General features: G+C 67.0%; 20 protein-coding genes. 13 read left to right on the top strand and 7 right to left on the bottom strand.

From position 1 onward, the window contains the following. Positions 1 to 24 precede the first annotated feature (24 nt). Both B9Y86_RS04590 and B9Y86_RS04585 read left to right on the top strand, forming a co-directional pair. Positions 25 to 744, top strand: a complete 720-nt coding sequence (locus B9Y86_RS04590; protein ID WP_085483819.1) for an AAA family ATPase — start codon at positions 25 to 27, stop codon at positions 742 to 744. 134 nt (positions 745 to 878) lie between these two features. Then, complete coding sequence (locus B9Y86_RS04585; protein WP_217809162.1) at positions 879 to 1,847, top strand: nucleoside hydrolase; 969 nt, start codon at positions 879 to 881, stop codon at positions 1,845 to 1,847. Positions 1,848 to 1,878: 31 nt separating this feature from the next. Here the strand turns inward: B9Y86_RS04585 and B9Y86_RS04580 are convergent, their stop codons facing one another. Beyond that, complete coding sequence (locus B9Y86_RS04580) at positions 1,879 to 2,484, bottom strand: TetR/AcrR family transcriptional regulator (RefSeq protein WP_085483310.1); 606 nt, start codon at positions 2,482 to 2,484, stop codon at positions 1,879 to 1,881. A gap of 122 nt (positions 2,485 to 2,606) precedes the next feature. Here B9Y86_RS04580 and B9Y86_RS04575 point away from each other — a divergent pair, with 122 nt between their 5' ends. From B9Y86_RS04575 to B9Y86_RS04530, 9 genes are all read left to right on the top strand, one after another. Next, entirely contained in the window at positions 2,607 to 4,124 is a 1,518-nt protein-coding gene (locus B9Y86_RS04575) for an ABC transporter substrate-binding protein (protein ID WP_085483817.1), read from the top strand. A gap of 95 nt (positions 4,125 to 4,219) precedes the next feature. Continuing rightward, positions 4,220 to 5,164, top strand: coding sequence for an ABC transporter permease (locus tag B9Y86_RS04570; protein WP_342351707.1), 945 nt, complete (start codon positions 4,220 to 4,222; stop codon positions 5,162 to 5,164). Further along, entirely contained in the window at positions 5,161 to 7,119 is a 1,959-nt protein-coding gene (locus tag B9Y86_RS17310; RefSeq protein ID WP_425319461.1) for a dipeptide/oligopeptide/nickel ABC transporter permease/ATP-binding protein, read from the top strand. The genes B9Y86_RS04570 and B9Y86_RS17310 overlap by 4 nt, the downstream gene beginning before the upstream one ends. Beyond that, the gene (locus B9Y86_RS04555; RefSeq protein ID WP_085483307.1) at positions 7,116 to 7,967 is read left to right on the top strand and encodes an ATP-binding cassette domain-containing protein; all 852 of its coding nucleotides are present in this window, start codon (positions 7,116 to 7,118) and stop codon (positions 7,965 to 7,967) included. Before B9Y86_RS17310 ends, B9Y86_RS04555 begins: the two co-directional genes overlap by 4 nt. After that, the gene (locus B9Y86_RS04550; RefSeq protein WP_244894630.1) at positions 7,964 to 10,138 is read left to right on the top strand and encodes a beta-galactosidase; all 2,175 of its coding nucleotides are present in this window, start codon (positions 7,964 to 7,966) and stop codon (positions 10,136 to 10,138) included. Before B9Y86_RS04555 ends, B9Y86_RS04550 begins: the two co-directional genes overlap by 4 nt. Further along, the gene (locus tag B9Y86_RS04545) at positions 10,135 to 11,922 is read left to right on the top strand and encodes a glycoside hydrolase family 3 protein (RefSeq protein ID WP_085483305.1); all 1,788 of its coding nucleotides are present in this window, start codon (positions 10,135 to 10,137) and stop codon (positions 11,920 to 11,922) included. Before B9Y86_RS04550 ends, B9Y86_RS04545 begins: the two co-directional genes overlap by 4 nt. Before the next feature lie 3 nt (positions 11,923 to 11,925). Further along, a complete protein-coding gene (locus tag B9Y86_RS04540) occupies positions 11,926 to 14,418 on the top strand; it encodes a beta-glucosidase family protein (RefSeq protein ID WP_085483302.1) in 2,493 nt (830 codons plus the stop codon). After that, positions 14,418 to 15,938 carry a glycoside hydrolase family 43 protein gene (locus tag B9Y86_RS04535; RefSeq protein WP_085483300.1) on the top strand — a complete coding sequence of 507 codons (1,521 nt, stop codon included), beginning with the start codon at positions 14,418 to 14,420 and terminating at the stop codon, positions 15,936 to 15,938. Before B9Y86_RS04540 ends, B9Y86_RS04535 begins: the two co-directional genes overlap by 1 nt. A 236-nt stretch (positions 15,939 to 16,174) precedes the next feature. After that, positions 16,175 to 16,465 (top strand): GIY-YIG nuclease family protein, encoded by a 291-nt coding sequence (locus B9Y86_RS04530; protein WP_085483810.1) that lies wholly within the window; start codon positions 16,175 to 16,177, stop codon positions 16,463 to 16,465. 158 nt (positions 16,466 to 16,623) lie between these two features. On the opposite strand, the gene B9Y86_RS04525 is transcribed toward B9Y86_RS04530, so the two are convergent. From B9Y86_RS04525 to B9Y86_RS04510, 4 genes are all read right to left on the bottom strand, one after another. Further along, the gene (locus B9Y86_RS04525; protein ID WP_085483298.1) at positions 16,624 to 19,557 is read right to left on the bottom strand and encodes an alpha-L-rhamnosidase; all 2,934 of its coding nucleotides are present in this window, start codon (positions 19,555 to 19,557) and stop codon (positions 16,624 to 16,626) included. A gap of 118 nt (positions 19,558 to 19,675) precedes the next feature. Continuing rightward, positions 19,676 to 20,452, bottom strand: a complete 777-nt coding sequence (locus tag B9Y86_RS04520) for a hypothetical protein (protein WP_085483296.1) — start codon at positions 20,450 to 20,452, stop codon at positions 19,676 to 19,678. A gap of 55 nt (positions 20,453 to 20,507) precedes the next feature. After that, positions 20,508 to 21,464 carry an aldo/keto reductase gene (locus tag B9Y86_RS04515; RefSeq protein WP_244894629.1) on the bottom strand — a complete coding sequence of 319 codons (957 nt, stop codon included), beginning with the start codon at positions 21,462 to 21,464 and terminating at the stop codon, positions 20,508 to 20,510. Between the two features lie 23 nt (positions 21,465 to 21,487). Next, entirely contained in the window at positions 21,488 to 22,342 is an 855-nt protein-coding gene (locus tag B9Y86_RS04510; RefSeq protein WP_244894628.1) for a cytochrome c oxidase assembly protein, read from the bottom strand. Between the two features lie 183 nt (positions 22,343 to 22,525). Between B9Y86_RS04510 and B9Y86_RS04505 the strand changes: the two genes are divergently transcribed. Beyond that, a complete protein-coding gene (locus B9Y86_RS04505) occupies positions 22,526 to 23,203 on the top strand; it encodes an AIM24 family protein (protein ID WP_085483294.1) in 678 nt (225 codons plus the stop codon). Between the two features lie 87 nt (positions 23,204 to 23,290). Here B9Y86_RS04505 and B9Y86_RS04500 read toward each other — a convergent pair whose 3' ends face one another. Next, positions 23,291 to 24,466: an epoxide hydrolase family protein gene (locus B9Y86_RS04500; RefSeq protein WP_085483292.1), complete on the bottom strand. Its 1,176-nt coding sequence runs from the start codon at positions 24,464 to 24,466 to the stop codon at positions 23,291 to 23,293. Positions 24,467 to 24,562: 96 nt separating this feature from the next. Between B9Y86_RS04500 and B9Y86_RS04495 the strand changes: the two genes are divergently transcribed. Further along, positions 24,563 to 25,225, top strand: a complete 663-nt coding sequence (locus B9Y86_RS04495; RefSeq protein WP_085483290.1) for a pentapeptide repeat-containing protein — start codon at positions 24,563 to 24,565, stop codon at positions 25,223 to 25,225. Between the two features lie 107 nt (positions 25,226 to 25,332). Here the strand turns inward: B9Y86_RS04495 and B9Y86_RS04490 are convergent, their stop codons facing one another. Next, the gene (locus tag B9Y86_RS04490) at positions 25,333 to 25,686 is read right to left on the bottom strand and encodes a DUF4342 domain-containing protein (protein WP_085483288.1); all 354 of its coding nucleotides are present in this window, start codon (positions 25,684 to 25,686) and stop codon (positions 25,333 to 25,335) included. Positions 25,687 to 25,784 lie beyond the last annotated feature (98 nt).

Below are 25,784 nucleotides of genomic sequence, written 5' to 3'. Positions count from 1 at the left end.
AGCCGAACGCGGCAGAATGGGGCCATGGCCTTCGAGAGCTTTCCTCTGCGCCGTGCCCAGGAGCATCCGCTCGAACCGATGCCGCGCGGGGCGTGGCCCGCGACCCTCGCGCCCGTCTCGCAGTTGCTCGACGACGGGCTCGACTTCGCGCCGATCACGGTGTTCGTCGGCGAGAACGGATCGGGCAAGTCCACCCTCGTCGAGGCGATCGCCCAGGCCTACGGACTGTCGGCCGAGGGCGGGTCGGCGGGCGCAATGCACTCGACCCGATCGAGCGAGTCGGCACTGTGGCAGCACCTTCAACTGGTGCGCAACGCGGGGGCGAGCAAGCGCGGTTACTTTCTGCGGGCCGAGACGATGCACGGTTTCTACACGTATCTGGAGCAGAATCCGGGAGTTCGCCCCGAGCCACGGTTTCACGAACTGTCACATGGTGAGTCGTTTCTCGAGCTCGTCGAGGCTCGGTTTCGCGGGCCAGGGCTCTGGGTGCTCGACGAGCCCGAATCCGCGCTCTCGTTCTCGGGCTGCCTCGCGCTCATCGGAATTCTGAAAGACCTCGTGGCTACCGGAAAGTCGCAGGTGATCTTGTCGACTCACTCGCCCGTGCTGGCCGCGTTCCCCGGCGCCGTCATTCACGAGGTGGGAGAGTGGGGCCTGCGCCGCGCCGAGTGGGCTGAACTCGACCTGGTACGCAACCTCTCGCTGTTTCTGGATGCGCCGGGCCGGTTCCTGAGGCACGTGTAGGTGGTCTCGATACGCCGCACTCGTTCCTCGCTCGGCTACTCGGCCGGCGCGCTCGGGAAACGCCTTGGCAGAGCTACAATCGATGAAAACCGAGCGCATGCTTGGTTTTACTCTCGATGCCTAGGATGCCACTGATGCCAGCCTCTCTCGCCCGACTCCGCGATCTCGTTCCCGCCCGGGCGCGCGTGATCATCGATAACGACTTCTCGGGCGATCCCGATGGACTGCTGCAACTCGCGCATCATCTGCTCTCGCCCTCGGTCGAGATCCGCGCCGTGATCGGCTCCCATTTGCGGCCAGGCGATCCGTTCGATCCGTCAGAGGTCACCGCCGAGAACGCCGCGCGTGCGGCTCTGGATGTCGTGACGCTCGCCGGTCTCGCCGGTCACGTGCCGGTGGTGGCCGGCTCGAACGTCGGGCTGAGCGATCGGGCGACGCCCATCCGGTCTGCGGCGACCGACGCGATCATCGCCGAGGCGATGCGCGACGACACCGAGTTGCCGCTCTATCTCGCGTGCGGAGCGGGGCTCACCGAAGTGGCGAGCGCCTGGCTGCTCGAGCCGCGCATCGCCGAGCGGCTCACGCTCGTGTGGATCGGTGGACCCGAGCACTCAGGGCTCGCCGTTCCGCCGCCCGGATCCACCGGTGCCGAGTACAACCTCAACATCGACCTCATCGCGGGCCAGGTGGTCTTCGGTGACTCCGACATTCCGATCTGGCAGATTCCTCGCGACGCCTATCGGCAGACCCTGCTCTCGACCGCCGAGCTCATCACGCGTGTCGGCCCCGGGGGAGCGCTCGGCGCGCATCTCGAGCGGGCCATCACGCGGGTGTCGGGGATGGCGGGAGCGCACGGTATCTTTCTCGGCGAAACCTACATCGCCGGCGACAGCCCGCTCGTTCTGCTCACCGCGCTGCAGTCTGCGTTCGAGGCCGACCCGTCGTCGAGCGACTACGTGGTGCGCCCGACCCCGTCGTTCGATGACGTGGGCGAGTACGTCGAGGTGCCGGATGCGCGACGGCTGCGCATCTACACCCGTCTCGACGTGCGGCTGATGTTCGACGATCTGTTCGCGAAGCTGGGGCTGCTCGCGGCGAGCTAGTGGCCACGAAGGATCACAGGGAAACGAAGAATCACAGGGGAACGGTGAGGAGCGGGCGAAGAAAGCGACGCGTCTCCTCTGCCATGTCGACGGACTCCTTGTCGAGCAGCCACTGCACCTGAAGGCCATCCATCAGCGCGACGAAAGAGCGCGCCGCGCTGGCGGGATCGACGCCGGGGGTGAGCTGGCCGGCTTCGAGTGCGCCCTCGAATGACGCCTTCGTGATGCCGATGACCCATCGATAGCGATTCACGAAGTAGCTGTGGGCCGGATGGTCGGGCGAGGTTGCTTCCGCCGAAAGCACACAGTGCAGCTCGACGAGCCCGGGCACGCTCGCGTTGTGTTCCACCACTCTCACCAGACCGCGAAGATGCTCCAGGCCGTCAGGGCTGTCGAGATTCGATATGCGGCGAGACTCGTCATCGCGCAGCTCGAGCACCCCCGCGAGCAGCTCGTTCTTGTTCGAGAAGTGGTGCAAGAGGCCCGCCTGGCTCATGCCGACGCGTTCGGCGATCTCGCGGATCGAGCCGCTGCGGAAACCGTTCGACGAGAAGACCTCGATGCCGGCTTCGAGGATCTCTCGTCGCCGGGCGGCCGTCTTTGCATAGGAGCCGCGGGGCTTTCCGGTAGAAGTCATGAGGGCGACTCTACCCGCGAAAATAACGATTCAATCAAAACCTAGTGGTCGCTCGCTTTTCATGTTAGCGTCGCTCCAGACGTAGCCCAATGGGGGTCTACATGCACCCGAAAGAGACAACGATGTTCCGATGGAAGAGATTGGTGGCGGTGGCCGCCGTCGTCGCACTGGGCCTGACCGGCTGCTCCGCTTCACCGAGTGACAGTGGGGGTTCGGCAGGAACCCTCACCATCGGCGGGATCGTTCAGGCCTCCACGTTCGCTGCTGCGCAGTCGAACTGGGCGAACGAATCGCCCTACATGCAGGCCGTCTACGACACCATTCTCACGGCCGACACCAAGGGCGAGGTCCAGCCCGGGCTCGCGACCAAGTGGGAGTACAACGAAGACAAGACGGTACTCACGCTCACACTGCGCGATGACGTGAAGTTCACCGACGGCACCGCCCTCGATGCTGAGGCCGTCGCCCAGAACCTCGTGCGCTTCCGTGACGGTGCCGGCCCCAACGCCTCGTACCTGGTCGACATGACGGATGCCGTCGCCACCGACGCGAAGACCGTCACGATCACGCTGAAGGCCGCCAACCCGGCTCTTCTCACCTATCTCACGCAGAACGCGGGACTCGTCGAGGCGCCGAGCGCCTTCGATTCCGCCGACATCCAGACCGTTCCGGTGGGCAGTGGTCCTTACACTCTCGACACCGCGGCCACCGTCATCGGAACCTCCTACGTGTTCAACAAGAACCCCGACTACTGGAAGCCCGAGAACCAGCACTACGACAAGATCGTGATGAACGTGTATACCGACCCCACAGCGTTGCTCAACGCGGTGAAGGGCGGACAGGTCAACGCCACGAACACGGTCAACAACAACGACATCGCCCAGATGGAGGCCTCCGGTTTCACCTCGAACCCGCTCGAGCTGAACTGGGCAGGACTCACCCTGATGGATCGCGACGGCACCGTCGACCCCGCTCTCAGCAACGTCAAGGTGCGACAGGCCATCAACTACGCCTTCGATAAGGACGCGATGCTGAAGACCGTCGAGAATGGCTTCGGCACTCCGACCACTCAGGTGTTCCCGGAGCGCTCCGCCGCCTACGACAAGAGCCTCGACTCGGCCTACGATTACGACCCCGCGAAGGCCAAGGAGCTTCTGGCCGAGGCAGGTTACGCCGACGGAGTCACCATCCAGATGCCCAGCTCGCCCCTTCTCGGAGCCTCGACGTTCACCCTCATCCAGCAGCAGCTGGCCGATGTCGGCATCACCGTGGAATACGGCGAGCCGGGCAACAACTTCATCGCCGACGTCCTGACGCCGAAGTACCCCGTCGTCTACATCCCCCTGCAGCAGGGCGGCGACTGGGAGCTCATTCAGTTCCTGATCTCTCCCACGGCAACCTTCAACCCGTACCACACGTCTGATGACACGGTGAATGGATACATCGCCACCGTTCAGAACGGCACCGAAGAAGAGTCGGCCCAGGCTGCGAAGGATCTCAACAAGTACCTCGTCGACAACGCCTGGTTCGCGCCGTGGTACCGCACGCAGTCGACCTACATGACCGATGCCAACACCTCGGTGGTCATGCAGCCCGGCAACGCGGTGCCCTACCTCTGGAACATCACGCCGAAGGCGTAGCCCCTCGGAGCCACGTCGGTGCCGGCACCTCGTGTCGTCGGCACCGACGGGGCATTCCCCATGGCGTCATCCCTCTTCTTTTCCGCAAAGGAACAATGGTGTTGAGATTCATCTTGAGGCGCTTGGCCTCCGGTGTCGTGCTGATCGTCGTCATCTCGACGATCGCCTTCGGCCTGCTCTATATCGGCGGTGGCGACATCGCCCGCCGCATCCTCGGCCAGACCGCAACGGCCGAGACCGTCACTCAGAAGGCGCAACAGCTGGGTCTCGACAGGCCTCTGTACGGGCAGTTCATCGACTGGGTCTCCCACGCCGTCGTCGGTGACTTCGGTACGTCGTGGTTCACCGGTCAAGAAGTCATCCAGGCCATCTCCTCACGGGTTGCCGTGACCCTGTCGCTTGTCATCGGCGCGACGCTCATCAGCGCGATCGTCGCCGTTCTGCTCGGAGTGTGGGCGGCGCGTCGGCGAGGCTGGCCCGACAGGCTCGTCCAGGTCATCTCCGTTCTCGGCTTCGCGATTCCCGGCTTCCTCATCGCCCTTGGCCTGGTGATCGTGTTCGCCATCAACCTCGGTTGGTTCAAGCCGACCGGCTTCGTGCAGTTCGCGACCTCGCCGTCAGGCTGGTTGTCGTCGATCGCCCTGCCCGTCATCGCGCTAGCCATCGGCGGCATCGCCGGTGTGACGCAGCAGATCCGCGGATCCGTCATCGACGCGCTGCGCCAGGACTACGTGCGCACGCTCCGCAGTCGCGGGCTCTCAGCGAATCGCGTCATCTACAAGCACGTACTGCGCAATGCGGGGGGACCTGCTCTCGCCGTTCTCGCCGTGCAATTCGTCGGCCTGCTCGGTGGCGCCGTGATCGTCGAACAGGTCTTCGCCATTCCGGGCCTCGGCCAGGTGGCCGTCGCCGCGACCAACCAGGGCGACATCCCGCTGGTGATGGGTCTCGTCGTGGTCACCGCCATCATCGTCGTGGTCGTGAACCTCGTCATCGACATTCTGCAAGGCTTCCTCAACCCGAAGGTGCGACTCTCGTGACCTCCTCCATGCCCCTTCCCGATCCGCAGTTGACCCCTGGGCTCGAAGAGCGCGCCGCGCGCGTGTCTCTGTTTCGCAAGCTGCTCAAGAACCCCGTGGGGCTCATCGCGCTGATCTTCCTCGCGCTTCTCGTGCTCTCGGCGATCTTCGCCCCCCTGCTTGCACCAGCCGATCCGAACACGGCCTCGCTGCAGGACGTTCTCGCTCCTCCCGGGGGAGCGCATCCGCTCGGTGCGGACTCGGCCGGGCGCGACGTTCTCTCGCGCCTCCTCTTCGCCACCAGGTTCTCCCTCGCCGGTGCGCTGCTGGCCCTCGTGGTCGCGGCGGTGATCGGCGTCGTCGCTGGTCTCATCGCGGGATATTTCGGCAAGTGGTTCGATTCGGTCTCGTCGTGGTTCGCAGGCCTGCTCATGGCTCTGCCCGGCATCGTCGTGCTGCTCGCTGCCCGGGCCGTGCTCGGCCCGTCGATGTGGCTCTCGATGGCGATCTTCGGTGTGCTGCTGTCGCCGGCGTTCTTCCGCCTCGTCTACGCCTCGGTCTCGGCGGTGCGCAACGAACTGTACGTTGATGCCGCCAGAGTCGCAGGGCTTTCGGATGCTCGGATCATCGCCCGACACATTCTCACGGTCGTGCGCGCTCCCGTCATCATCCAGGCAGCGATGATCACGGGCATCGCGATCGCGATCCAGGCAGGGCTCGACTTCCTCGGCCTCGGTGACACGACCGTGCCCAGCTGGGGATCGATGCTCAACGACGCATTCGCCAAGATCTACACGAACCCCGATCTCATGATCTGGCCGGCGTCGGCGATCGCACTCACCTGTATCGCGCTGACGCTGCTCGCCAACGTCATGCGCGACGAGCTCGAACGAACCGCCGGTCCGGTCAAGCGCCGCAAGAACCGAGACCGTGCAGCCGAGGCTCCCATCGTCAAGGCCGCACACCTCTCGACAGTCGGCATGGCCACGATCTCTGAGGAGGAGCGCCGCCTGGCCCTCGAGCAGCCGGCCGCCTCGGAGCCCGGAGAGATCGTGCACCCCGTGGTCGTGCATCCAGACCCCGAAGACGGCGGTCGCTCATCGACCGGCAACCCGTTCGGCGAAGAGCTGCTCTCGGTCAGAAACCTCGCTGTCGGCTACGACCAGCCCGACGGGTCGATCAAGGTCGTGGTCAACGACGTCTCGCTGCGCGTGCGCCGCGGCGAGGTGCACGGGCTGATCGGCGAGTCGGGATCGGGAAAGACCCAGACCGCCTGGAGTGTGCTGCGGCTGCTGCCCGACGGAGGTCGAGTCATCGACGGGTCTATCTCGTTCGAGGGCAAAGACCTGGCTCACGCCACGGAGAAAGAGATGACAAAGCTCCGCGGCGCGAAGATCGCGTACATTCCGCAGGAGCCTATGTCGAACCTCGACGCGTCGTTCACGATCGGCTCCCAGCTGGTCGAGCCGATGCGTGTGGTCCTCGGCCTGAGCAAGTCCGAGGCGACCAAGCGTGCGCTCGGCCTGCTCGAGCGGGTGGGCATTCCGAACCCGCAGCGCACCTTCGACGCGTATCCGCACGAGGTCTCGGGCGGTATGGCCCAGCGCGTGCTGATCGCCGGCGCCATCTCGTGCGACCCCGATCTGCTCATCGCCGATGAGCCCACGACGGCGCTCGACGTCACCGTGCAGGCCGAAGTCCTGAGTCTGCTGCGCGAGTTGCAGGCAGAGCTGAATATGGGCGTGATCCTGGTGACCCACAACTTCGGCGTCGTCGCCGATCTGTGCGACCGGGTGTCGGTCATGCGTGCAGGCCGCATCGTCGAGACCGGGCCGGTGCGCTCGATCTTCGCGGCCCCCGAGCACGAATACACCAAAGCGCTCTTCGCGGCGATCCTCGAGGAGGGCGAACCTCGCGGCGAGCTCGTCGCGGCACGCACTGAGACAGCACAGACTGAGAAGGAAGGCCTGCGATGAGTGAGCTGCTGCTCGACGTCAAAGACGTCGTGGTCGAATACCCGATCAAGGGATTCCGCAAGGCGCCTTTCAAGGCCCTCAAGGGAGTCTCGCTCGACATCCGCGCCGGAGAGACGGTCGGCCTCGTCGGAGAGTCGGGATCGGGCAAGACCACGCTCGGTCGCGCCGTGCTCGGACTCGCTCCGGTGACGGGCGGCTCCATCCTCTACAAGGGTGCCGATATCGCTCACCTCGGACGCCGTGAGCGTCGCGCGCTCTCGAGCGAGATACAGGTGGTCTTCCAAGACCCCTACACCTCGCTCAACCCCTCGCTCACGATCGAGCAGATCCTCGTCGAGCCGCTGACGGTCAAGAACATCGCGGCGAAGGAGGCGTCGAGGCGGGTTCTCTCGCTGCTCGACCAGGTCGGCCTGCCGCAGTCTGCTGCTGACCGGCTGCCGCGTGAGTTCTCGGGCGGCCAGCGCCAGCGCATCGCGATCGCCCGCGCGCTCGCCCTCGAGCCTCGACTCATCGTGTGCGACGAACCGGTGTCGGCTCTCGACCTGTCGACTCAGGCGCGGGTCATGGATCTCTTCAAGGAGATTCAGGAGCGCACCGGCGTGGCCTACCTCTTCGTCTCTCACGACCTTGCGGTGGTGCGCAACCTCAGCCACCGCGTGGCCGTGATGTATCACGGCGAGATCGTCGAGTGGGGCGACGGCGACCAGGTCACCGCGCGCCCCGAGCACCCGTACACGCAGCGGCTCTTCCTCGCGGCCCCGGTGCCCGATCCGGTGCGCCAGGAGCAGCGTCGGGCCGATCGTGAGCGTCTTCTCGCCGAGCAGGGCCAGCAGGCGGGAGCTCTGTGAGCATCCGTTTCGGAGCCGCTTACTATCACGAGTACCAGCCCAGCCCTCGGCTAGACGAGGATCTCGACCTCATGCAGCAGGCCGGGTTCACGGTCATCCGCGTCGGCGAGTCCGTCTGGTCGACCTGGGAGCCCGAAGACGGTGTCTTCGACCTCGATTGGCTTGAGCCCGTACTCGACGGCGCCCACGCGCGCGGCATCGGCGTGATCCTCGGCACGCCGACGTACGCCCTGCCCATGTGGCTGGCCCGCACGCATCCGGAGGTCGCGGCCGATGTGGCGACCGGCGTGCCGAACCGCTGGGGCAATCGGCAGGAGATGGACTTCACCAACCCCGCGTTCCTCTTTCACGCCGAGCGCATCATCCGCGCCATCGTCACGCGCTATCGCGACCACCCCGCGATCATCGGGTATCAGGTCGACAACGAACCCGGAATCCGCCTGCTCTACAACCACGGTGTCTTCGAGGCGTTCAAGGACTCTCTGCGGCACCAGTACGGTGATGTCGAGACGCTGAACCGCGAGTGGGGCCTCGTCTACTGGTCGCATCGGCTCTCGACGTGGGACGACCTGTGGGTTCCCGACGGCAACATGCAGCCGCAGTACGACCTCGCGTGGCGGCGCTTCCAGGCGCAGCTCGTGACCGACTTCATCGGCTGGCAGGCCGCGATCGTGCGAGAACTCGCCGCCCCTGGGCACTTCGTGACGACCTGTATCTCGTATGACCAGCTCGGTGTCGAAGACGTCGATCTCTCGGCCGAACTCGATGTGGCGAGCGGCAACGCGTACTACGAGATGGAGTCCTCGCTGGCGCACCCGTCGACCGACGAGCGCTCGACCGGCTGGATCGTGAAGGGCACCTGGGCGCTCTTCCACCTCGCCGACCTCATGTACTCGTCGAAGCAGGCGCGCTTTCTCGTGACCGAGACGAACGCGTCATCGATCGGGCACTCGCCCATGAACTTCTCGCCCTACGACGGGCAGTGGCGGCAGGCGGCCTGGGCGCTCGTGGCACGCGGCGCCGACATGATCGAGTACTGGCACTGGCACACGCTGCACTTCGGAACCGAGACCTACTGGGGCGGAATCCTGCCGCACAGCCAGAAGCCCGGCCGCACCTATCGCGAGCTGGCCCTGCTCGGCGGCGAGTTCGGCCGCGCTGGCGACCTCATCTCAGAGGGCACGCCCGACGTCGACGTCGCCGTGCTCTACGACTCCGACAGCAAGTTCGCCCTGTCGTCGCAGGCGCCCTTTCAGGCCCCCGGTCAGTACCTCGATGCCGACGCCTACCGCAAGATCATGGCGTCGTTCGTGCGGGGCGCGTTCGACGCAGGCCTGCAGACCCGGCTCGTGCGGCCGCAGCAGCTCTTCGAGTCGAGGGCAGCGGATGGCGTCGCGCCGATCGGTGGTCGGGATGCCGCCGCGGTGGCGGCAGAGCTGCCCGTGCTCATCGTGCCGGCCTTCTTCACGGCGGCAGACTCCGAACTCGACTGGCTGCGCGACTACGCCGCGGCCGGAGGGCACCTCGTTCTCGGCCCGCGCTCTGCCTACGCCGACAGGGAGGGCAGGGCTCGCCTCGAGCAGAAGCCCGCGCTGCTCGACGACGCGGCGGGCGCCTGGTACGACGAACTCGCAAATCTCGTCGAACCGCTCGAGGTGACCACGGCATCCGATGCGCCCGACGGCGTAGCCGGCCTCGCGCTGCGCGACGGCTCGGCCGCGACCGACTGGATCGACGGGCTCACGCCGACCACGGCCGACGACCTCGTGTCGTATGTGCATCCGCATTTCGGCCGCTGGCCCGCCGTCACGACCCGTGCCCACGGCAGGGGCCGCATCACGATGGTCGGAACCGTGCCCAACCAGCAGCTCGCTCACTCGATCGCCGAGTGGCTCGTTCCCGAGCCCGTGGCCGGCTGGGAGAACCTGCCGCCCAGCGTCACCGTGACGAGTTCGACCGGCCCCGACGCACGCCGCGTGTACTTCGTGCACAACTGGTCGTGGCTCGAGCAGTCGGTCGCCACGCCGTGCGAGCTCGTCGACGTGCTGGATGCCGATGGCCCGGTTCTCGGCTCGGGCTCGGCCCTCGAGCTGGGCGCCTGGGACGTGCGCGTGCTCGCGACTCCTTCTCTGCCGCACTCTGATCCACCCTCACACAAGGAGACCCCATGACTCGCTCGCTCGAACTCGACGAAGCCGGCGAGGCCCGGCTGGCAGAGCTCGTCTCGTCGTTGACCCTCGACGAGAAGGCGGGCCAGATGTTCCACGCCATGGCCTTCGTCGACCCTTCCGCCATTCCCGCCGAAGACGGTCTCCCGCTTCTGCCCGGCCCCGTGCACGACTACGTCGTGAAGCACCACGTGACCCACATGAACCTGGTGAACGTGCTGACGCCGGCCGAGCAGGCGCGCTGGTACAACGCCCTGCAGGTGCTGGCAAAGCAGACCGGGTCGGGGGTTCCCGTGACCGTGTCGAGCGACCCGCGTTCCGCCGCGACCGAGCGCGCGGGCGCATCCCACGCAGCCGGTGCCTTCTCGGCCTGGCCGGAGCCCACGGGGCTCGCCGCCACCCGCGATCCCGAGCTCGCCCGCCGTTTCGGCGACGCGGTGCGGCAGGAATTCCGGGCCGTCGGCATCCGCCTTCTGCTCGGCCCGCAGATCGACATCGCGACCGAGCCGCGCTGGTCGCGCATCTCAGGAACCTGGGGCGGTGATCCGACTCTCACGGGTGAGCTCGCCTCGGCGTTCATCGAGGCCGTGCAGACTCCCGAGCTCGGGCCCGATTCCGTGGCCACGATGGTCAAGCATTTTCCGGGTGGTGGACCGCAGAAAGACGGAGAGGACCCGCACTTCGCCCACGGCAGGGAACAGGTGTACCCCGGTGGCCACCTCGCCGAACACGTCGCCCCGTTCCCGCCCGCGCTCGCGGCCGGTGCCAACCAGGTCATGGCCTACTACGGCATGCCCGTGGGCACCGAGCTCGAAGAGGTGGCCTTCGCCTTCAACCGCCAGGTCATCACCGGAATGCTGCGCGAGGGCCTCGAGTTCGAGGGCATCATCTCGACCGACTGGGGTGTGCTGAACGATCACGAGATCATGGGGCAGCCCTTTGTCGCGCGGGCGTGGGGCATCGAGCAGCTCGATCCGCCAGCCCGCACGCAGCGAGCACTCGAGGCCGGAGTCGATCAGTTCGGGGGCGACTACGACAGCTCGCTCGTGGCTCAGCTGGTGCGTGACGGCCGCGTGAGCGAGGCCCGCATCGACGATTCGGTCACGCGCATCCTGCGCGAGAAGCTGCGCCTCGGCCTGTTCGACGCCGAGCCGCTCGACCCCACGAAGGCGGCGGATGTCGTGGGCCGGGCCGATCTCGTGGCCGCCGGCCTCGAGGCCCAGCGTCGCTCGCTGACGCTGCTCACGAACGGCGACCCGGCGCATCCGACCCTGCCGCTGTCGGCGGGCATAAAGGTCTTCGCGCCCGATATCGACGACGCGGTGCTGTTCTCGTATGCCGAGGTCGCGTCGTCGATCGACGATGCCGACGTCGTCATTCTGCGACTGGCCACCCCGCACGACCACCGGCAGACGACGATCTTCGAGAGCAACTTCCACTCGGGGCCGCTCGATGTGCCCGCCGACGAGCTCGCGCAGATTCGCGAGACTCTCGCGGCGCGGCCGACCGTCGTGGTGCAGAACCTCGAGCGCCCTGCGGTCATCCCCGAGATCGCGGCTGAGGCCGCCGCCCTCGTCGGTGACTTCGGCTCGAGCGACCGGGCCGTGCTCGACGTGCTCTTCGGGCGTGCCGAGCCGCAAGGACGGCTTCCGTTCCAAATGCCGCGCTCGATGGAGGACGTGCTCGCGGGCGACCTCGACCAGCCGCACCGCTTCACCGACCCGCTCTTCGACTTCGGCCACGGCCTGAGCTATTCCAACGCCCCTCGTTCCACAGAAAGCAACTGAGACATGACCGACCACATCCAGGCCTCCACCGACCCGCGACTGCTCGAGCTTCTCGCGAAGCTCACCCTCGAAGAGAAGGTGCTCGTTCTCACGGGCCACGACTTCTGGGCCACCTGGCCGATCGAGAAGATCGGCCTGCGTCGCATCCTCGTCTCTGATGGGCCCTCGGGCGTTCGCGGCGAGGTGTGGGACGAGCGCAGCCCGTCGCTCAATCTGCCCTCGGCCACCGCACTCGGTTCGTCGTGGGATGCGGCTATCGCCCGCCGCTACGGAAACGTCGCCGCCGTCGAGGCGCGCCGCAAGGGTGTCGACGTGGTGCTCGGCCCGACCATCAACCTGCACCGCTCGCCGCTCGGAGGCCGCCACTTCGAGGCGTTCAGCGAAGACCCCATTCTCACCGCCGACCTGGCTGCGGCCTACGTCGAGGGCCTGCAGGAGAACGGCGTCGGCGCGACCCCCAAGCACTACATCGCCAACGACTTCGAGACCGACCGCTTCACCGTCGACGTGCGAGTGGCCGAGCGACCCCTGCGTGAGCTCTATCTGTTGGCCTTCGAGAAAGCGATCACCGAGGCGCACGCCTGGTTGGTCATGAGCTCGTACAACTCGGTGAACGGCTCCACCGTCACCGAGAATGAGCTGCTGGAGACCCCGCTCAACTCGGAGTGGGGCTTCGACGGAGTGGTGATCAGCGACTGGACCGCCGTGCGCTCCGTGAACAGTGCCCGCTTCTCGCAAGACCTCGTGATGCCCGGCCCCGCCGGCCCCTGGGGCGATGCCCTCGTCGCCGCCGTGCGCGCTGGCGAGGTCGAGGAGTCTGCCATCGACCGCAAGGTGCTGCGCCTGCTGGCGCTCGCCGCGCGGGTCGGAGCGCTCGAGGGCTTCGACGCCGTGGTGCCCGAGCCGGTGGTCGTCGAAGACGGAATCGCGTTCGCCCGCACAGCCGAGGTGGAGGGAGCCGTTCTCGTGCGCAACGAGAACGCAGAGCTGCCGTGGAACGCCTCGTCGCTGACATCGGTCGCCGTGATCGGCCACAACGCCCGATTCGCCCGCACCCAGGGTGGCGGAAGTGCCACCGTTCTTCCCGAGAAGGTCGTCACCCCGCTCGACGGACTCCGCTCCGCGCTGCCCGACGCCACGGTCAGCTACTCGGTCGGCGCGGTCGTGCAGGAGGGCATCGCTGAGCTGCCCCTCGACCGGATGACCAACCCGGCCACCGGTGAACCCGGCGCGCATGTTCGCTTCCTCGACGCATCCGGTGCCTCGATCTTCGACGAAGACCGCCGTGCGTCGGCGCTCGTGTGGTTCGGCGGCGACGCCCCCATCGCTCGGGCCTCGATGCTCGAGTTCACCACGCGCTACACACCGGATGCGACGGGCGAGATCCTGCTCGGTTTCGCGGGCTCGGGCAACGGTCGCGTCATCGTGAACGGCGAGCTGCTGCACGAGGAGAATGTGATCACGGAGGGCGTCGACCTCGGCGCGGCATTCCTCGCGCCACCGTCGAGCTCGATCGCGGTACCCGTCGTCGAGGGTACGCCGATCGACGTGACCATCGAATACGACATCGTGCAGGGCGGGCCGCTCGCGGGCGCGCTGAGCATCACGATCGGTATCGAGCCAGACACCTCCAACCCTGAGCAGCTCATCGCCGACGCCGTCGAAGCGGCGCGCGGAGCCGATGTCGCTGTCGTCGTGGTCGGAACGAACTCGCGCGTCGAGTCGGAGGGTTACGACCGCGACTCGCTCGCTCTGCCGGGTCGTCAAGACGAGCTCGTGCGCGCCGTCGCCGCTGTGAACCCGCGCACCGTCGTGGTGGTCAACTCGGGCTCACCCGTGCTTCTGCCGTGGCGAGACGACGTCTCGGCCGTGCTGCTGAGCTGGTTCGGAGGGCAGCAGTATGGTGACGCGGTCGCCGACATCCTTCTCGGGCTCGCGGAGCCGGGTGGTCGCCTGCCCACGACGTGGCCGATCGAGCAGGCCGACGTGCCCGTGATCGACGTGACGCCCCAGAACGGTGCGGTGTCGTACGACGAGGGCATCCACATCGGGTATCGGGCCTGGCTGAAGGCCGGCACGGAACCTGCCTACGAGTTCGGCCACGGGCTGGGCTACACGAGCTGGTCGCTCGACGACTTCGCACTCGACAGCTCGACGATCTTTGAGGGCGGCACCGTCTCGGCGGCCGTGCGGGTCACGAACACGGGCTCGCGCCGGGGCAAGCAGGTCGTGCAGGTGTATGCCTCGCGTCGGGATTCGTCGATCGAGCGTCCGGTGCGCTGGCTCGTCGGTTTCGCAGCGGCTCGCGTCGAACCGGGAGAGAGCACGTGGGTCACCATTCCCGTGTCGGCTCGCGCCTTCGCCGACTGGGGCGTGGATGCGCAGGGCTCAGCGGGGTGGCACTACGAGCAGGGCGCGTTCCAGCTGCACGCCGGAACCAGCGTCTCGAACCTGCCGTTCAGCAAGTCGATCGACGTCACCGCTCTTTCTTCGTGATGCGGACCAACCCGCTGATCGCGGGCTTCTACCCCGACCCGAGTGTCGTCAAAGTCGGCGCCGATTATTACCTGGTGAACTCGACGTTCGAATACCTGCCCGGCATCCCGGTGTTCCACAGTCGTGATCTCGTCGACTGGAAGCAGATCGGCCACGTCGTCTCGCGTGAGGGTCAGCTCGCGTCGCACTCTGTGCCGACGCTCGGCGGCGCCTGGGCTCCCACCATCCGTCATCGCGACGGCGTGTTCTACGTGGTCGTGACGGATGCGATGGGCCGGGGCATGCTCGTCTTCACAGCCTCGGATCCGGCTGGCCCCTGGAGCGACGGCATTGTGATCGACGGCGTGCACGGCATCGACCCGGATCTCGCCTGGGATTCTGATGGTCGCGCCTACGTCACCTACTCGGGCCTCGACGTCACCAGCGGAAATCCGCCCGGCGAGCACGCCGGAATTCTGCAGGTGACCGTCGATCTTTCGACCGGAGCCGTGCTGTCTTCGCCGGTTTCGCTGTGGAGTGGGACGGGGCTGAAGTTCCCCGAGGCTCCGCACCTCTATATGCGCGGCGAGTACTGGTATCTCGTGATCGCCGAGGGTGGCACCGAGCGCGGCCACGGCATCAGCGTGGCCCGCGGGTTGCACCCGGCCGGGCCTTTCGAGTCTGGGCCGGGCAACCCCATCCTGTCTGCGCGCAGTACAGCGCGCCCGATTCAGAACACCGGTCACGGCGATCTGGTCGAGACACCGGATGGCGGCTGGGCGATCGTGATGCTGGGCATGCGGCCCACGGGTATGACCCAGGCGTTCTCGGCGATGGGCCGAGAGACGTTCATCACCGATGCGCGCTGGACTGATGACGGCTGGCTCGAGGCCGACCCTGTGCTGCTGAACCCGCGACCGGGGGAGTTCGTCTTCTCTGACTCGTTCGAGGGCTCTTCTCTGGGACTCGAGTGGATCGGGGTGCGGCGGTATCCGTCTTCGTTCGCGTCGTCGAGTGCCCTGCCCGGTCATGTCGTGCTGACCGGCGATGGGTCGACCCTCGACGACCTGAGGCCGGCGTTCCTCGGGTACCGGCAGCAGCATCCGGTCGCCTCGGCGTCTGTCGTCGTCGATCCCGGCGCATCCGGAGTCGGCGGGCTCGCGGTTCGCTACGACGAACTGCACCACTACGAGGTGGAGGTGTCGGGTGGTGTCGTGACCGCGCGGGCGGCCGTGGCCGGCATCCGGCAGGAGTGGTCCGTCGATGTGCCCTCCGACTCGCCCGTCACTCTCGGCCTCGACTTCGTGGCCTCGACGGGCGAGGGCTTTCTGCCCAACCTCACGAGCGATCTCGTGGTGCTGAGCGCGACGACCACCGACGGCTCGCGCCATGAGCTGGCGCGCGTCGACGGCCGCTACCTCTCTCAGGAGACCGCGGCATCGTTCACGGGCAGGGTGATCGGCCTATACGCGACCCGCGGTGAGGTGCTCTTCACCGCCTTCCGCTACACGGGCCGCGAGGGTGTTGCGTTGGTCGAGTAGCCCGAGGCCGCGAGGTTCTGCGTTGGTCGAGTAGCCCGAGGCCGCCTGCGGCCGAAGCGTATCGAGACCATCGTGGTGTGGTCTCGATACGGCGGCTCGTTCCTCGCGCGCCTACTCGACCGGCGAGGTTCTGCGTTGGTCGAGTAGCCCGAGGCCGCCTGCGGCCGAAGCGTATCGAGACCACCCCTGTGGAGAACTCCAACGGCAGCCGCGCGGCACCGGCCATAATCATCCGCATGCCTCACGTGTACATCCTCCGCTGCTCAGACGGAAGCTACTACGTCGGGAGCACCTGGCAGCTCGATGCGCGCGTCGAGCAGCACACTTCCGGACACGGCGCCGAGTACACCAAGCGTCGTCTGCCGGTCGAGTTGGTCTTCTCGCAGGAGTACGACCGGGTCGATGAGGCGTTTGCCATGGAAAAGCGCATTCAGGGGTGGAGTCGCGCCAAGCGGGAGGCGCTCATCTCGGGTGAACTGCACAGGCTTCCAGGGTTGAGCAAAAAGGTCTGGAAGCGGCGGGAGTGATCTCGATACGGCCGCGGGCGGCCTACTCGATCAGCGCGGGGTTGAGCTGGTCGAGCGACGTGAGGTGCGCTGGTCGAGTAGCCCGAGGCCGCCTGCGGCCGAAGCGTATCGAGACCACTGTGGTGTGGTCTCGATACGGCGGCTCGTTCCTCGCGGGCCTATTTGACCGGCGCGGAGGAGTATATGCCGCGGGCGGCGTTCAGGGTGGTCAGGTACTGCTCCACGCGGGCCACGTTGTGCGGGGGCATCATGATGAGGGACTTCCCCAGAGGGCTGCCCGTCTTCCAGTTTCCGTTAGCGGTCCAGCCGAGGCCGATGAAGTAGCCGAGCTCGGCGAAGAGCGCCTCCAGCCCGTCGCGAGCCTCCGTGTCCCCCACGATCTCGGAAAGCGGCGTCTGCATCGTCAGTGGCTGGGGCGCAGCCACCGACACGAGAGCCGACACGTCAACCGTGAACTCGTGCCGCCCTGATCCCACCTCGATCGCGTCGGCCGAAACCGTGCCGGGCAGAGTCACGCGCGCCGAGCTGTTGGGCGGAACCACCGCGACGAGCGAGAACGACGTGCCCTCGAGCATCCACGACACGTCGACGATACCGAAGCCGGTCTCGAGGCTCGCGTGCGCACGGGTGAGCCCGCCGCCGAGCACGGGAGCGATCTTGACGACCGCGTATCCCGGGGCACCCGGGGCGATTCCACCAATGGATCGCTGCATCCAATCTGCGACCGCGCCGAGGGCGTAGTGATTGAACGACGTCATCTCGCCGGGGTTGATGCTGCCGTCGGGAAGCATGCTGTCCCAGCGCTCCCAGATGGTGGTCGCGCCCATGGTGATCGGGTAGAGCCACGAGGGGCAGCCCTCTTCGAGCAGCAGCCGGAACGCCACATCGCTCTGTCCGCCGCGAACAAGTGCGTCGCAGATCAGGGGAGTTCCCACGAATCCGGTGCCGATGCGGTAGCCGTGCGAGCGGACGAGCTCCGCGAGGCGCGCTCCCGCTGCGGCCAGCGCCCGCGGCTCGATGATCAGCTCGAAGCCGATCGCGATCGCATACGCGGTGTGCGCATCCGACATCATGCGGCCAGAGGGCGTCACATACTCTCGCAGAAACGCGCCCCGGATGCCGTCGGCCAGCTCGCCGTATCGGTTCGCGTCGGCTGAGTGGCCGAGAACGCGGGCAGCCTCCGCGGTGCGTGCTGCGGAACGGTAGAAGTACGCCGTCGCCACGATGTCGGGGTCGGTCTTCGCCTTCGCCGGGTTCTCTGGCGGCGCACTCGGGTCGAGCCAGTCTCCGAACTGGAACCCGCCCGCCCACAGGTGGTTCTCTCCGGCCAGTGCATCGACCACGTCGACCCACCGGGTCATGCTCTCGTACTGGGCGGCCAACGCGGCCCGGTCTGCGAAACGCTCGAAGAGGGCATCCGGAACCAGGGTGGCGGCGTCGCCCCACGCGGCGGCGGCCATCGGCGGCATCGGCAGCGGACTCGGCACGACGAACGGAACGACGCCGGTCGCCTTGCGCTGCTCGGCCTCGAGGTCGCGCAGCCACGAGCCGAGGAAGCCGCTCGTGTCGTAGAGGTAGCTGGCGGTGGGTGTGAAGACCTGGATGTCGCCTGTCCAGCCGAGGCGCTCGTCGCGCTGCGGGCAGTCGGTCGGCAGGCTCAGGAAGTTTCCGCGCATGCCCCAGAGAACGTTGGAGTGCAGCTGGTCGAGCAGGGGATTGCTCGTCTCGAGGTAGCCGGTGCGCACCATGTCGTTGTGCACGACGACGGCCGAGATGTCTTCGAGTCTGAGTTCACCAGGCCAATTGGTGATCTCGGCGTAGCGGAAGCCGTGGAACGTGAACCGCGGGCTCCACGTGCGCTCGCCGCGACCGTCGCCCGTGAACGTGTCGGTCGCCTTCGCGAAGCGCAACGGCCGGATGCCCAGCTCGCCGTCTTCGAGCACCTCGGCATGGCGCAGGGTCACCTCGTGCCCAGCGGGCGCATCGACCGTGAGCTCGAGCCAGCCCACGAGGTTCTGGCCGAAGTCGACCAGGGTCTTGCCCGAGGGCGAGTTGAAGATCCGCTGCGCGGGCACGTTCTGGATGCGCCGAACGGGCGGTGCGAACGACGGCACGAGACGCGCGGGGTCGGCCTGCTCGGGGCTGAGCTCATGCGTGGAGGCCGGCTTCGGGAACTCGGTGCCGACGGCGAGGAGAGCGTCGTCGTCGAGCCGGGCGTCGAATGCCTCGCCCGGATAGATGCCCGCGCTCACGACCGGCCCCGCGGCTGTTCCCTGCCAGCGGTCGTCGGTGACGATGCGCTCGATGGTGCCGTCTTCGTAGGTGATGACGAGCTGGGCCGAGAGGGCGATCGGTCCGGGGTAGAAGGTGGCGAAGTTTCCGTCGAAGCCGAAGCGCTCGCGGTACCAGCCCTCGGCGACGGTGGCTCCGAGCACGACTGCTTCGCCGGCCGCGAGGCGGTCGGTGACGTCGTAGCTCTGAAATGTGAGGCGGTCGTCGTAGGCGGTCCAGCCGGGGGTGAGTACCTCGTCGCCCACGACGCTGCCCGAGAGGGTGAACTCGTATAGGCCGTGAGCGGTGGCCGAGAGCACCGCGGAAGTCACGTCGTCGCGCGGGGTGAACTCGGTGCGGAAGCGCACGGTGCCGCGCTCGAGGTTGCTGCTCTGCGCGAGGTCGGCGTCGGTCGGCCCGTCGACCGCGATGAACGGTGCGACCCAGTCATCTGCCGAGAGCGGACCGGTGCGCAGAGCTGCCCAATCGCTGAACTCCGAGGTGGAGCCGTCTTCGCCGTGCACCCGCACGCGAACCTCGGCCGTGTCGTATGCGCGGAGGGGAGTGGCCTGCCACGCGACGTGCTGCGACTCGCGGCCTTCGACTGTGAACGACTCGACGTCGCCATTGCCCGCGGAGGCGGGGCCCGAGCCGCGCCGCACCTCGATGTCGGCCGATGCCTGCAACCAGCCCGGCGCATCCGTCGTCACCTGCCACGAGAGAGACGGGATGCCGGTGGCCAGGAAGTCGGGTCGGCCTCGGCCCTCGGCCCAGAGTGTCGAGACGGAGACGGCGGCGGCGTCAGATATGGGCTGGGGCATGGAGACTCTCCGTTGAGACGTGGGACAGGCGGCAGAATGAACCGTTTCAAAAACCTTACAGTTATTCGGTTTTCGCCGCTAGTGCGCGCCGGCCGCTGCGCCCGTGCAGAGAACTACTTCAGGTGGTGGGCTGTGAGAACTGGCGGGCCAGATTGGCGCGGTGTCCACGCAGAACGATGCGGAGTCCCACAGCCGTGAGCGCCAGAGAAACAGCGGCCCAGACGATGACCATCGGTCCTGTCACGGGCCACGTCGCCCAGGCGACGGTGACGAGATACGCCAGACCCAGCCAGAAACCACCGAGGATCGTGCTGCCAGAAGGGACCCACGCGAAGAACATGACGCTGGTCCAGAAGGCAGAGAACCGTGTGCGTCGAACCGGGATGAGCGAGAGTGACTGCTTGTCGAGCACGTCTTTGTAGCGGGCTGGCGCCGCGCCCGTCTGAGCGAGCACACCGCCGAGGCGAACCGGACCGATGGCGTCGCTCGTCCATCGCGTGGTGGTGAGTTGTTCGTGGGCGTACGACGGGCGGAGCGACCGAGTGAATGCGATCAGCGACAGCACGAACAGGGAGAACGAGCCCACGAACAGCAGGCAGATCACCGCCCCGAACATCAGCGCGACGATCGGCAGCGCGATGAGTGCCGCAAGCCATTCCGTGTCTTTGCTCAGGTTCTCCACTCCGGGTGATGACGCGAGATCGCCCTGCTGCAGGATCGAAAACGGGATGACCGCGACGAGGCCGGCCACGACGGTGGAGAGGGCAAGCCACACGATCGTGATGCCTGCGTAGCCGAACGGCCGGAGTACTCGGCTCCGTGCGCTCACGCCCTGTCCATCCGACGGCTTCGCCGTGTTCGACAGGGGAGGGCCATCAAAACTCTTGTCGCTCATAGTGTCTCCTGATGGTTCGTTGACGCTCACTTCGCTCGGTCGAGTGCACGGGATGCTAGCTCCAGGGGCGGGCGGCGCGGGCCACCCAATACTCCTCGGCCGGTTGGGCCAGCTCGGCGAGGCGCTCCGCATCGAGCGACGGCGGACGCGCATCCAGGTTCTGTTTGAGCTGCTTGCGCGTCACGGCTCCGGTGAGCACGATGTCGGCCCAGGGATGCGTGACGGCAGCCCCGATTGCCAGTCCGTCGAGACGTTGCCCGTCTTCGGCAGCGAGGGACTCGGCGGCCGTCTCCCCTCCCTGCGACGTGAGTCGACCGTTGGCCAGCACCTCTTTGACGACGACGAGCCACTTCGCGTCGTTCGCCGCTGCGAGGGCGTCGCCGACAGAGGGCTCGAGCAGGTTCCAGGTCGACTGCACGGCAGAGAAGGGGGAGTCGGCCAAACCGAGCGCACGCTCGATCACCGCGGCCTGATCCGGCCCGCTGGTCGAGAAGCCCACGCGCACGCCACTGTCACGAAGCGAGCGCAGCCGATCGAGCAGCGCGGAGTCGTCGAGGGCAAGGCTGTCAGACGTGAGCGAGTGCACGAGGTAGACGTCGGGTTCTGTGCCGAGCGCCTCCAGCGTTTCGGCCCACTGCCGGTCGAAGAGGGCGAGCGAGTGCTCTTTGCGCTCCTGCTGCGGGGCATCGAGTCGCCAGTCGCCGATGTACTCGTAGCCCCACTTCGAGCCGATCGTCAGCTCGTCGCGATGCCCCGGATGCTCGGCGAGCCACGATCCGAGGAACTGCTCGGCGAGTCCGTACGACCGGGCAGCGTCGATGTAGCGGATGCCCAGCCACCACGCAGCGTCGAGCAGTTTGTGGGCCCGGGCTCGCATCGCATCCACGCTTCTGTCGGCGCCCTCGCCGAGGTCTTTTGCGCGCCCCGCGGTGATGTACGCGGGGCGGCCGATGGCGGCGAGTCCGAGCCCCAGGCGCGACGCGATACTGTCTTCGATCTCGATGTCATCCACGAATCGAGCCTACGCGCGGATGCTCAGCCGCGGCGGTCGAGGTGCTCGCGGGTCAGGGCGTCCATCTCGTCGTCGCTCAGCGCATCCATCTTCTTGGCGTCGCGGCGGTCGAGCCGCGACCAGCGCACGAACAGCAGAATAAGAATGGGAACGTCGGCGATCTCTGCGATGAACCAGAGCAGATCGCCCGCGAGGTGCTGATCGTGCAACGGATTCGGCCACCATCCCGGCAGCGCTTGCGACGCGACGGCGCTTACCCCGCTCGCGATGCCGGGGCCGACGCCATCCAGAATGCCGTCGTTCAAGCGCATCAGAACGCCCGGAATCGCGTCGAGAACCAGCTCGACGAAGGCGAGAAGAAACTCGGCTGTGATGAAGAGGGTGCTGCGGGCCGCCGAATTCTCGACCAGGGGCAGAGCGAAGAGCAGTCCGATGGCGGGCACCAGGATGCCGATGGCCGGCTCGGCGATCGGGCTCACTCTGAGCAGGCCGGCCAGCGGGGTGAGGAACACGCAGAAGGCGAGCGCGGCGAACAGGGTGGCGAATGCGGCGTTGCCGGTGACGCGCACGATCCACGACGACAGCACGCGTTCGAGCCGAGCGGCGCCTCGCGGCCCGAGCGAGCGTCGCGCCAGTTCGACGGGACGCCCCAGCACCATCAGCGCGGGAACGACGAAGAGCAGCAGTGCGATGCGGGTGGTGAAGGCGAGTCTGAGTTCTTCACTGTAGGTGCCGAGAAAGCCAAACGAGACCACGGCCCACGAGCCGAGACCCGCGACCACGAAGAAGACGGTTCGCGAGACCGGCCAGTGGCCGCCGCCACGATGGATGCGCGAGACGCCGATCGCGTACAGCGCAGCGCTGGCGAGTATCGCCACGAGGGCGACCGGGTCGAGCGACCACGAGCCCAGCAGGATGTCGAGGGGAGGCGTCGGCGTGCCTTTCGTGGCGAGGATGCGTGAGGCGCGAGGCCGGGAACGAGTCGGATACTACTCCGCGTCTCTGAGGGCGCCCCCTAAGCTGGGGCCACCCCACGTCGTCGCACGAGAAGGAGACTCCCCATGCGTTCCACACTTTTCAGCCAGGAGAACAACGAGGTCGAATCCGACGCTCTGATGGCTCTGCAGAATCCCTACATGCTGCGCTCGCGCGTGAGCCCAGGTCGCGACATCATCACGCGCAAGGGCGCGATGGTCGCCTACCAGGGCAACGTCGAGTTCAAGCACGAGGGTGCGAAGGATGCCGGTGCCCTGTTGCGCAAGATGGTCTCGTCGGATGACCAGCCGCTGATGCGCGTCTACGGTCACGGCGACGTGTTCTTCGCGCACCACAGCGCGAACATCCACCTGATCCAGCTCGAGGGCGAGGGTGTCACGATCAACGGAACGTCGCTTCTGGCGTTCCAGGCAGACCTCGGCTACGATCTGACCCGCCTCAAGGGTGCGAGCATGCTCGCCGGCGGTTTCTGGAACACGACCGTGCACGGCCATGGCCACCTAGCGGTCGCAACCCAGGGCACCCCGATGATTCTCGACTGCTCGCAGCAGCCGACGTTCACCGACATCAACGCCACCGTCGCGTGGAGCGCCAACCTGCAGCCCACGATCAAGTCGTCGCTGAGCGCGGGCGCGTTCATCGGCCGTGGCTCCGGCGAGGCGTTCCAGTACGCGTTCCACGGACCGGGCTGGGTCATCATTCAGCCGTCGGAGTTCACGGGCGTGACCACCACGACGTCGTAGTCGGGTCCGCGCTGGTCGAGTAGGTCGCTCAGCGACCGTATCGAGACCCGTCTGGTGGTCTCGACACGCCCGCTCCTTCCTCGCGGTCTACTCGACCAGCGCAGTGCGGCGGAACGGGCGGAAGAAGTCGCGCAGTTCCTGCGCGTAGAGCTCCGGCTCCTCGAACGGGGCGAAGTGACCGCCGCGTGCGGGTTCGCTCACATGCACCGTGTTCGCTGTGCGGTCGAGCCACTCGCGCGTCGGGTGAAGGATGTCGCCGGGAAACAGAGCGAAGCCCGACGGCACCTCGACGCGGCGGGCGAGCTGCGCCGATGGGATCGCGGCGTTCGCGCTGTACATGCGCATCGACGAGCCGATCGTGCCGGTGAACCAGTACATGCTCACGAGAGTCAGGATCTCGTCTTTCGAGTAGCTGCTCTCGAGATCGCCGTGGCAGTCGCTCCACGACCGCAGCTTCTCCACGATCCACGCAGCCAGGCCGACGGGGGAGTCGGTGAGGCCGACGGCCGCGGTCTGCGGTTTCGTGCGGTGCATGGCGGCATACGCGCCCTCGCTCAGGTTCCAGGCCGCGGCTTCGTCTACGAATCTCTGCTCGGCCGGAGTGAGTTCGAGGCCGGGCAAAGCTACGGGGATTCCCGCGTCGGTGCGGTGCACCGCCGACACCCTGTGCGGGAAGTCGAGCGCCAGGTAGCGACTCACGTGGCTGCCTATGTCGCCACCGGCGGCGCCGAAGCGGTCGTAACCCAGCGCATCCATCAACTCGGCCCAGAGGCCGGCCACGTCGATCGAGTTCAGCGGCGCGCCGACCGGTTTGTCTGAGTAGCCGAAGCCCGGCATGTCGGGCACCACGACGTCGAACGCGTCGTCAGGATCCGCACCGTGCGAGCCGGGGTCGGTGAGCAGGGGGATCACCTTGGAGTAGCGCCAGAACGAGTCTGGCCAGCCGTGGCTGAGGATCAGCGGCATGGCCTTCGACGTAGAGCCAGCGGCGCGGACGCCCTGTACATGGGCGAAGTGGATGCCCAGGCCGCCGAGCTCGATGCGGAAGCGGGGGATGCGAGCGAGCGCCGCCTCCTGCGCAGTCCAGTCGAACTCCTCGGCCCAGTACTCGACGAGCTGACGCAGATAGTCGACGTCGCTGCCCAGCGACCAGCCCGCGTCCTCTGGCGCATCCGGCCACCGTGTGGCACGCAGGCGTGCGCGCAGGTCGGTGAGTTCCTCGGCCGTCACCTGTGCGCTGAAAGGCGTAGGGATAGGGGGCATGCGCGCCAGGTTAGTCGACCGTCGTCGAGGTTCCCTAGACTTCAGCGGTGCGGTTTTTCGGCCGCCGACCCGATGCCAACACACGAGAGGCCCTCTATGGCACGCAAGCCCGGCACGCAAGAACCGCGCCTGGATGCGATCCGTCTCGACGATCTCGTCGTCGGCGATCCCGAGGCGCTCCAGCCCCACGACCTCTTCGAGGGTCTGCGCTTCGACGGCCTCGACATCGCGGGTCGCGAGTTGTCGGGCAGCCAGTTCAGGGAGTGCGTCTTCGATGACGTTCAGGCGCACGATGCGCTTCTGCGCGGGGCGACCTTTTCCGACGTCGAGTTCACACGGCTCAACGCGCCCATCTTCTCTGCTCCCCGCGCCGAGCTGCGTTCGGTCACGATCGACGGGTCACGGCTGGGCTCTGCAGAGCTCTACGAAGCGGCGCTCTCGTCGGTGCACATCTCGTCGACCAAGCTCGGCTTCGTCAATCTCTCCGGCGCCACTCTGCTCGATGTGCTGTTCACGGGTTGTTCGATCGACGAACTCGACCTCAGCAGCGCGAAGCTGAACCGCGTCGCATTCGTGGACTGCACGATCGGCGTGCTGAACATGCACCACGCCACCCTGGCGAGCGTCGACCTGCGCCGCGCCGAATTCTCCCGCATCGATGGCTTCACGGCCCTGGCGGGCGCCACCCTCTCGCAGGGGCAGGTCGCCGACCTGGCCTCTGCCTTCGCTGAACACCTCGGCATTCGCGTCGAAGACTGAGCAGCCTCATTTCGTGCAGCCTCGCCGCATGCTCGGATCTATCCGACGAGCTGCACGCCCACGTGCACGAAATGCCCGTGATCGAAGTCGGCCGGCTCAGATCGAGGTCAGATGGATGCCGAGGGGTCAGGCTCGGCGGATCCGCCTGCGGGGCCTGCGGTCGGCGTCGTCGTCGGTGCATCGACGGAACCGGCCGCATCCGCTCGCCGTTCGACGACCAGGGTGACCTGCGAGACGACCGCGGCGATCGCGCCGATGGCGAGGAGGACGGGGGCGATCGCAGCCGTGAGGGCGAGGCCCACGAGGCCGGCGTTGACGGGGATCTCGAGCAGAGCGCTGCCATCTTCGCGCTTCAGGATGATGCGGCGAACGTTGCCCTCGTGGATGAGGTTCTTGACCGTTTCGACCAGCTTGTCGCCGGCAACCTCGAACTGTTCGAACGTGGATTTCTTGTCGCTCATGTCGATTCGTCCTGTCTGACGTTGGTGCGCGTTCGGCGACCCGGTTCGGAACGCCTGCTCTCATTCTTGCCCGGACACTGCAATCGCGCATCGGTCTG

This window comes from Agreia pratensis (assembly GCF_900177685.1).
GTDB lineage: Bacteria > Actinomycetota > Actinomycetes > Actinomycetales > Microbacteriaceae > Agreia > Agreia pratensis.
Note: the sequence above shows the minus strand (reverse complement) of the source record. Positions and strands in the feature narration are given on the sequence as shown.

Excerpts from the sequence above, each read along its gene's own strand:
- B9Y86_RS04585 (WP_217809162.1), top strand. The coding sequence starts at position 879 with ATGCCAGCCTCTCTCGCCCGACTCCGCGATCTCGTTCCCGCCCGGGCG.
- B9Y86_RS04500 (WP_085483292.1), bottom strand. The coding sequence starts at position 24,466 with ATGCCCCCTATCCCTACGCCTTTCAGCGCACAGGTGACGGCCGAGGAA.
- B9Y86_RS04535 (WP_085483300.1), top strand. The coding sequence starts at position 14,418 with ATGCGGACCAACCCGCTGATCGCGGGCTTCTACCCCGACCCGAGTGTC.
- B9Y86_RS04490 (WP_085483288.1), bottom strand. The coding sequence starts at position 25,686 with ATGAGCGACAAGAAATCCACGTTCGAACAGTTCGAGGTTGCCGGCGAC.
- B9Y86_RS04495 (WP_085483290.1), top strand. The coding sequence starts at position 24,563 with ATGGCACGCAAGCCCGGCACGCAAGAACCGCGCCTGGATGCGATCCGT.
- B9Y86_RS04580 (WP_085483310.1), bottom strand. The coding sequence starts at position 2,484 with ATGACTTCTACCGGAAAGCCCCGCGGCTCCTATGCAAAGACGGCCGCC.
- B9Y86_RS04525 (WP_085483298.1), bottom strand. The coding sequence starts at position 19,557 with ATGCCCCAGCCCATATCTGACGCCGCCGCCGTCTCCGTCTCGACACTC.
- B9Y86_RS04570 (WP_342351707.1), top strand. The coding sequence starts at position 4,220 with ATGGTGTTGAGATTCATCTTGAGGCGCTTGGCCTCCGGTGTCGTGCTG.
- B9Y86_RS04575 (WP_085483817.1), top strand. The coding sequence starts at position 2,607 with ATGTTCCGATGGAAGAGATTGGTGGCGGTGGCCGCCGTCGTCGCACTG.
- B9Y86_RS04590 (WP_085483819.1), top strand. The coding sequence starts at position 25 with ATGGCCTTCGAGAGCTTTCCTCTGCGCCGTGCCCAGGAGCATCCGCTC.
- B9Y86_RS04505 (WP_085483294.1), top strand. The coding sequence starts at position 22,526 with ATGCGTTCCACACTTTTCAGCCAGGAGAACAACGAGGTCGAATCCGAC.
- B9Y86_RS04555 (WP_085483307.1), top strand. The coding sequence starts at position 7,116 with ATGAGTGAGCTGCTGCTCGACGTCAAAGACGTCGTGGTCGAATACCCG.
- B9Y86_RS04530 (WP_085483810.1), top strand. The coding sequence starts at position 16,175 with ATGCCTCACGTGTACATCCTCCGCTGCTCAGACGGAAGCTACTACGTC.
- B9Y86_RS04545 (WP_085483305.1), top strand. The coding sequence starts at position 10,135 with ATGACTCGCTCGCTCGAACTCGACGAAGCCGGCGAGGCCCGGCTGGCA.
- B9Y86_RS04520 (WP_085483296.1), bottom strand. The coding sequence starts at position 20,452 with ATGAGCGACAAGAGTTTTGATGGCCCTCCCCTGTCGAACACGGCGAAG.
- B9Y86_RS04540 (WP_085483302.1), top strand. The coding sequence starts at position 11,926 with ATGACCGACCACATCCAGGCCTCCACCGACCCGCGACTGCTCGAGCTT.